Source organism: Lapidilactobacillus dextrinicus DSM 20335, from assembly GCF_001436095.1.
GTDB classification, from domain to species: Bacteria; Bacillota; Bacilli; order Lactobacillales; family Lactobacillaceae; genus Lapidilactobacillus; species Lapidilactobacillus dextrinicus.
On the sequence record NZ_AYYK01000008.1, the window covers coordinates 1 to 215 of the forward strand.

Here is a 215-nt window from a genome sequence, read left to right on the forward strand (position 1 = left end):
CTCTCATATAAAAGTTTGTGACTCATAAATTATTTTACTAGCGAATTGACTTCGTTCGTTAATGTTTGTTCATTACTAATGTAATAAACCCTGCACATTACTCGAAACTTTGTTCAGTTTTCAAAGGCCTACTGTGTCGCAATGACAACTTAATTATCGTATCATGTAACACATCATCATGTCAACAAAAAGTTTTAATTAATTTATTTCTTAAT